Here is a 7,275-nt window from a genome sequence, read left to right on the forward strand (position 1 = left end):
TCTGCCGGAACGAAAGCCAGTCTATTTTGTTTTGATTGAACGTTCAATCAACAAAAAATAAGTTCTATGACAAGTCGTCGCTGTTTGTCGGGGCGAGGACTTTTGGGGATGTCTTTATAACACTCGTCGATTGGCTGCCCACCCGTCGATTGGTTGAAATGAGGCGATGCAGCGAGCTCCCTCGCCACAGAGGCCACAGAGGCCTGCATTGCGCTTGAGATTGGCCCAAACAAAAACGCCGCGTTCATCTCGCGGCGTTTTTGCTGGCGTGGGCTTAGCCCAGGTTCTTGCCCAGCAGTGCGTGGTACAGCTCGCTGTCGCCCAGGATCCCGACGACTTGCTGGTTATCGTGGAGCACCAGTTTGTTGCCGGTCTGGTAGCGAATCTGCAATGCGTCGCGCATGCCGATGTTGGAGTCCACCAGGGTCGGACGCCGGCCCAGCTCTTCGACGGCTTGGCCCGGCACCCAGTTTTGCAGGTCCAGCGCCGCGCCGTTCTGCCGGGCGCCCTTGATGGTGTTGCCTTCGGCCAGGTCGAGCCAGGAGTCGCCGCCCGGGTCCAGGCACACCGAACCGTTGATGCGCTTGCAGTTGTCCAGGGTGCGCATCAGGCTGCGACCGCACAGGACGTTGAGCGGGTTGGTGTGGGCGACGAAAGTGCGCACGTAGTCGTCCGCCGGGTTCAGCACGATTTCTTCCGGCTTGCTGTACTGGATGATCCGGCCGTCTTTCATGATCGCGATACGGCTGCCCAGCTTCAGGGCTTCGTCGAGGTCGTGGCTGACGAACACGATGGTCTTGCTCAGCTTGCGTTGCAGCTCCAGCAGTTCGTCTTGCAGGCCTTGGCGGATCAGCGGGTCGAGGGCAGAGAAGGGTTCGTCCATCAGCAGGATGTCGGCGTCCATCGCCAGGGCGCGGGCCAGGCCGACCCGTTGCTGCATGCCGCCGGACAATTCGTCGGGCTTCTTGTTGCGCCACTGGGTCAGGCCCACCAGCTCCAGCTTCTCATCCACCAGCTTGCGGCGTTCTTTCTCAGGACGGCCCTGCATTTCCAGGCCGAAGCTGATGTTCTCGCGCACCGTCAGCCAAGGCATCAGGGCGAACTTCTGGAACACCATGGCGATGCGCTGGGTGCGCATCATCTTCAGTTCGGCGGGGGTGCAGGAGGCGATGTCGATCTGCCGGCCTTCGTGTTCGACGAACAGCTTGCCGCGGCTGACGGTGTTCAAGCCATTGATGCAGCGCAGCAGGCTGGATTTGCCGGAGCCGGACAGGCCCATCAAGACACAGATTTCGCCTTTCTCGATGTCCAGGCTGGCTTTTTCCACGCCGACGATTTGCCCGGTTTTCTTCAGGATTTCGTTGCGGGTCATGCCTTGGTCGAGCAGCTTGAGGGCTTCGCGTGGATCCTTGGAGAAGATCACGTCGACCTGGTCGAAGCGGATTATGCTCATGCGTCACCCCCTACTTTGGCGTCGGGTTGTTTGCAGATTCGGTCGAGCATGATTGCCAGCAGGACGATCGCCAGGCCGGCTTCGAAGCCCAGGGCGATATCGGCGGTGTTCAGTGCGTTGACCACGGGTTTGCCCAGGCCATCGGCGCCCACCAGTGCGGCGATCACCACCATCGACAACGACAGCATGATGCACTGGGTGATACCGGCGGCGATGCTTGGCATCGCATGGGGCAGTTCAATGCGCGACAGGAGCTGGCGACGGGAGCAGCCGAAGGCTTTGCCGGCGTCCATCAGTTCGTCCGGTACGTCGCGGATGCCCAGGTAGGTCAGGCGGATGGGCGCGGCAATCGCGAACACCACCGTGGAGATCAGGCCTGGGACCACACCCAGCCCGAATAGGGTCAGGGTAGGAATGAGGTAGACGAAGGTCGGTACGGTCTGCATCAGATCGAGTACCGGACGCATCAGGGTGTAGAACATCGGCTTGTGCGCGGCAACAATGCCCAGCGGCACGCCGATCAGTACGCAAACCAGGGTCGCGAACAGCACCTGGGCGAGGGTTTCCATGGTCTCTTGCCAGTAACCCAGGTTGAGGATCAGCAGGAAGGACGCAATGACGAATACGGTCAGGCCCCATTTGCGCTGGATGAAGTGCGCCAATAGCGCAATGAGGCCGATCAAGGCCAGGGGATTGAACCAGGTCAGCGCAAACGTCACGCCGTGAATCATCGTTTCCAGGAACAGTGCGATTGCGTCGAAGGTGCTGGCGCCGTGTTGCGTCAACCATTCGACGAAGCCGGCAATGTACTGGCCTAAGGGTATTTTCTGATCAATGAGCATGGTAGTGAACGTCCGCATGCAAGGGAATAAACAGCCCGGGCGAGCGAACCCGCCCGGCATAACATAAGCAGTTACTGCGCAAGCTTGGCTTTCACGGCGTCCAGGCCAGGTTTACCGTCAATGGTGGTCACGCCAGCCAACCAGGTATCGAGTACCTGTGGGTTTTTCTTCAGCCAGGCCTTGGCGGCAGCCTCTGGCTTCATCTTGTCGTCGAGCACGTTGCCCATCAGCGTGCTTTCCATGTCGACGGTGAACTCCAGGTTTTTCAACAGCTGGCCAACGTTGCTGCATTCCTGGCTGTAGCCCTTGCGGGTGTTGGTCGCCACGGTTGCGGCACCGAAGTCGGGGCCGAAGAAGTCGTCGCCGCCGGTCAGGTACTGGATCTTGAAGCGGGTGTTCATCGGGTGTGGCGCCCAGCCGAGGAACACCACGTCGGTGCCACGCTTGGAGGCGCGGTCGACCTGCGAGAGCATGCCGGCTTCACTCGACTCGACGACTTTGAAGCCGGCGTCCTTCAGGCCGAAGGCGTTCTTTTCGATCATGCTCTGGATCAGGCGGTTGCCGTCGTTGCCGGGTTCGATCCCGTAGATCTTGCCGTCCAGCTCTTTCTTGAATTTGGGGATGTCGGCGAAGTCGTGCAGGCCTTTGTCATACAACGCCTGAGGCACGGCGAGGGTGTACTTGGCGCCCTTGAGGTTGGTGCGCAGGGTTTCCACGGTGCCGGCTTCGCGATAGGCCTTGATGTCGTTTTCCATGGTCGGCATCCAGTTGCCGAGGAACACGTCCATGTTCTTGCCGTCGGCCAGGGACTTGTAGGTCACCGGCACGGAAATCATGGTGGTCTTGGTCTTGTAGCCGAGGGCGTCGAGCACCACGCTGGTGGTGGCGGTGGTCACGGTGATGTCGGTCCAGCCGACATCGGAGAAGTTGACGGTGCTGCACTGTTGGGGTTCAGCAGCGTTGGCCAGCATCGGAAGACTCAGCATGGCGGCCAACAACAACGATGTGGAACCTTTCATGGGTGGACTCCTGGTGTTTTATCGGCGGTGTCCGGTCAGGACAACCGCGCTTATTGGATGTTGCGGTTGGTGGCGCGTGGGCACTCTCTGACACGCGGCCTTGCAAACGAGCCGTAACCGATCATGTACCAGTGCAAATCTGACGCCTACAGGGTGGGTCGTATCCAGTACAGGGAGGGTCGCATCCAGTGTTGGTGACGTCGTTTACAGATTTTTTCCGCCCCTGGCGGGCCTCTGATACGCAGAAAAACGGCGCAAAACAGGGGCCAGGACGGGGCGGCGTTGCTGGGCATGATTGCGTCGGTGTCAGACGTCGGACTCCAAGGCAAAAACCGGATGATGCGGCCATCCCGGCGTTGAGCGTAGCAGCTCCGTCACCGGACGCTCCTGCGCCCGGATGTGCCTGTTCTGGAGGTTTTCGGCAATGGCAATCAGCGTGTTCGACCTGTTCAAAATCGGTATCGGCCCGTCCAGCTCACACACCGTGGGCCCGATGCGGGCCGCCGCATTGTTCGTGCAAGGTTTGCGTGAGCGAGGACTTTTGGAACAAGTCGCGCGGGTGGAAGTTCAGCTCTACGGTTCGCTTTCAGCCACTGGCATCGGCCATGGCAGCGATAACGCGGTGATCATGGGCTTGATGGGCGAGTGGCCGGACGCGATCGATCCGTCGCAGATTGGTGTGCGCATCGAGCGACTGCGCGAAACCCAGACCCTGCTGCTCGACGGTCGCCTGTCGGTACCGTTCATCTGGTCCCGGGACATGCGCCTGATCGACGAAAACCTGCCATTCCACCCCAACGCCATGACGCTGGTGGCCGAGACCGCCAACGGCGAGCTGCACCGTGACACCTATTACTCGGTCGGCGGTGGTTTCGTCGTCGACCAGGCCCAGGCCGCCAGCGGTGTGGTGGACCTGGATCGCACCGAACTGCCTTACGATTTTTCCAGCGCCGAAGAGTTGCTCCAGTTGTGCCGCAGCCACAACCTGCGGGTGGCCGAGTTGATGATGGCCAACGAAAAGGTCTGGCGTTCGGAAGACGAGATCCGCAGCGGCCTGATGAAACTCTGGCGGGCCATGCAGGATTGCGTCGAGCAGGGCCTCAAGCACGAAGGCATCCTGCCGGGCGGTTTGAATGTGCGTCGGCGGGCGGCCAAGTTGCACCGCAGCCTGCAAGAACTGAACAAACCCAATGTCATCGGCTCGACCCTCAGCGCCATGGAGTGGGTCAACCTGTTCGCCCTGGCGGTCAACGAAGAGAACGCCGCCGGCGGGCGCATGGTCACGGCGCCGACCAATGGCGCGGCGGGGATCATTCCGGCGGTACTGCATTACTTCATGAAATTCAGCGAAGCGGTCACCGACGCCAACGTCGTGGATTATTTCCTCGGTGCGGCGGCCGTCGGGATCCTGTGCAAGAAGAACGCATCGATTTCTGGCGCCGAAGTCGGTTGCCAGGGCGAAGTGGGATCGGCCTGCGCCATGGCGGCGGCAGGCCTGGCGGAGATCCTCGGGGCCACGCCGGAGCAACTGTGCAACGCGGCGGAAATCGGCCTGGAACACAACCTCGGCCTGACGTGCGACCCAGTGGGCGGCCTGGTGCAGGTGCCGTGCATCGAGCGCAATGCGATCGCCGCAGTCAAGGCCATCAATGCTGCCCAAATGGCCCTGCGCGGGGACGGCCAGCATTTCATCTCCCTGGACCGGGTGATCCGCACCATGCGTGATACCGGTGCCGACATGCATGACAAATACAAAGAGACCTCGCGCGGCGGCTTGGCGGTCAGTGCGGTGGAGTGCTGAGTCGCATTTGCGCACCCCTTTGGTAGCAAGGGGATTTCTCTGTGGGAGTAAGGCTTGCCCGCGATGGCGGCATTAGATTCAACATGGATGTCGACTGGCATACAGCCATCGCGAGCAAGCTTTGCTCCCACAGATGATTCCCTTTACCCACAAGAGCGAAAACCGCTCACAAAATGAACACCAATCTGCAAACGCGCCACCTTTTAGCGCGTCGCAAACAGACAAGAGCCCCGTTGTCGAGCCAACCACTGAATCGCGCTCGACCGTCCGTCATCCGCACCTGTGGTGATACTCGTTGCGCAAGCGGCGCAGCCCAGTTCCCACAAGTGCTACCGAACTGCTCACGGCCCGCTGTGACAGGTGCCTGCCGCCATTGATGGCGCTTATAACCCGTACTCGATGCACGCCTTATATAGACAGGTCGTGATGTCGTTTTCAGGATTTATTGAACGCGTATTCAATTTTAGGCATGGCAATTGCTCTATTGCTGTAAAGCCCAGCTCCTTTGTGAGAACGAGGGCAATAACCAATAAAAAGAGCCTCCGCCTGAGGCCATCACCCGCTTTGTGTGAGGAGATACCGCGATGACGACGTCCAACTCCGGGGCCCAACCCCAGAACCGTGCGCCTCAATCCATCGGCTTTTTGCTGCTGGACAATTTCACGCTGATTTCCCTGGCGTCCGCGGTGGAACCGCTACGCATGGCCAACCAACTGTCCGGTCGCGAGCTGTATCGCTGGACCACCCTTACGGTCGATGGCGGCCAGGTCTGGGCCAGCGACGGCTTGCAGATCACCCCCGACGCCTCCATGCACAAGGCGCCGGCCCTGGATACTGTCATCGTCTGTGGCGGCATCGGCATCCAGCGTACCGTGACCCGCGAACACGTGTCGTGGCTGCAGAGCCAGGCCCGCCAATCCCGTCGCCTCGGCGCGGTTTGTACCGGCAGTTGGGCCCTGGCCTGCGCCGGCCTGCTGGACGGCTTCGATTGCAGCGTGCACTGGGAATGCCTGGCGGCAATGCAGGAAGCTTTCCCGCGGGTATCGATGAGTACCCGCTTGTTCACCCTCGACCGTAACCGCTTCACCAGCTCCGGCGGCACCGCTCCGCTGGACATGATGCTGCACCTGATCAGCCGCGATCACGGTCGTGAACTGTCGGCAGCGATCTCGGAAATGTTTGTCTACGAGCGTATCCGCAACGAACAGGATCACCAGCGTGTGCCGCTCAAGCACATGCTCGGCACCAACCAGCCGAAGTTGCAGGAAATCGTCGCGCTGATGGAGGCCAACCTCGAAGAGCCGATCGACCTGGACGAACTGGCGGTGTATGTCGCCGTGTCCCGGCGTCAGCTGGAGCGGTTGTTCCAGAAGTACCTGCACTGCTCGCCGTCGCGCTATTACCTCAAGCTGCGGTTGATCCGTGCACGGCAACTGCTCAAGCAGACGCCGATGTCGATCATCGAAGTGGCCTCGGTGTGCGGCTTCGTCTCCACCCCGCACTTCTCCAAGTGCTACCGCGAATACTTCGGCATTCCGCCGCGTGACGAACGCGTCGGCTCCAACACCACACAACAGGTGGCGATGATGCCGCTGCCGCAGGCGCTGGTGCTGTCGCCATTGTCCGGCCCGCTGTCGGCGCTGAGCCAGGCGCGTAATGAGTCGACGTTTGCCAGTGTGAGACTCTGAGACCGTAGCGCCTTCATCGCGAGCAAGCTCGCTCCCACAGTTGGATTGGGGTTTGGCTGGAGAGACGGGTTGGCTGTAAGGCCGCCTTCGCGAGCAAGCTCGCTCCCACAGTTGGATTGGGGTTTGGCTGGAGAGACGGGTTGGCTGTAAGGCCGCCTTCGCGAGCAGGCTCGCTCCCACAGTTGGATTGGGGTTTGGATGGAGAGACAGGCCGGCTGTCAGGCCGCCTCGCGAGCAAGCTTTGCTCCCACAGGTCCTGCTCAAACAGATCTGATGGGTGTACGACGGGGAGAGCCAGGTCGGCTACTAGGCCGCCTCGCGGTGGACGTTGATCTCGGCGCCCCGTTAACCACGCTGGCCGAACGCAGGCATTGTGGAGTGGGCAACCCGGCATGGATGCCGGGTTAGCCGCGCTGGGCCATGGATGGCCCTTCGCGGCGGGCCCACGGAGCAATGCCGGAGTGAGGGCACA

At 60.9% G+C, this 7,275-nt stretch carries 5 protein-coding genes; 2 read left to right on the top strand and 3 right to left on the bottom strand.

Features of this window, described 5'->3' with window-relative positions; genetic code table 11:
* Nucleotides 1-274: 274 nt before the first annotated feature.
* The 3 genes from choV to AB4Z20_RS25785 form a co-directional block, all read right to left on the bottom strand.
* Nucleotides 275-1,453 carry a choline ABC transporter ATP-binding protein gene (gene choV, locus AB4Z20_RS25775; protein ID WP_214509927.1) on the bottom strand — a complete coding sequence of 393 codons (1,179 nt, stop codon included), beginning with the start codon at nucleotides 1,451-1,453 and terminating at the stop codon, nucleotides 275-277.
* Nucleotides 1,450-2,295, bottom strand: coding sequence for a choline ABC transporter permease subunit (gene choW, locus AB4Z20_RS25780; protein ID WP_003206355.1), 846 nt, complete (start codon nucleotides 2,293-2,295; stop codon nucleotides 1,450-1,452). Before choW ends, choV begins: the two co-directional genes overlap by 4 nt.
* A gap of 71 nt (nucleotides 2,296-2,366) precedes the next feature.
* On the bottom strand, nucleotides 2,367-3,314 hold the full coding sequence (locus tag AB4Z20_RS25785; RefSeq protein ID WP_214509926.1) for a choline ABC transporter substrate-binding protein: 948 nt from the start codon (nucleotides 3,312-3,314) through the stop codon (nucleotides 2,367-2,369).
* A 424-nt stretch (nucleotides 3,315-3,738) separates the two neighbouring features.
* Between AB4Z20_RS25785 and AB4Z20_RS25790 the strand changes: the two genes are divergently transcribed.
* Nucleotides 3,739-5,115, top strand: coding sequence for an L-serine ammonia-lyase (locus AB4Z20_RS25790; protein ID WP_214509925.1), 1,377 nt, complete (start codon nucleotides 3,739-3,741; stop codon nucleotides 5,113-5,115).
* A gap of 584 nt (nucleotides 5,116-5,699) precedes the next feature.
* Nucleotides 5,700-6,803 (top strand): GlxA family transcriptional regulator, encoded by a 1,104-nt coding sequence (locus AB4Z20_RS25795; RefSeq protein WP_003177576.1) that lies wholly within the window; start codon nucleotides 5,700-5,702, stop codon nucleotides 6,801-6,803.
* Nucleotides 6,804-7,275 lie beyond the last annotated feature (472 nt).

It is taken from the genome of Pseudomonas sp. KB_12, assembly GCF_052114545.1.
Taxonomy (GTDB): Bacteria; Pseudomonadota; Gammaproteobacteria; order Pseudomonadales; family Pseudomonadaceae; genus Aquipseudomonas; species Aquipseudomonas brassicacearum.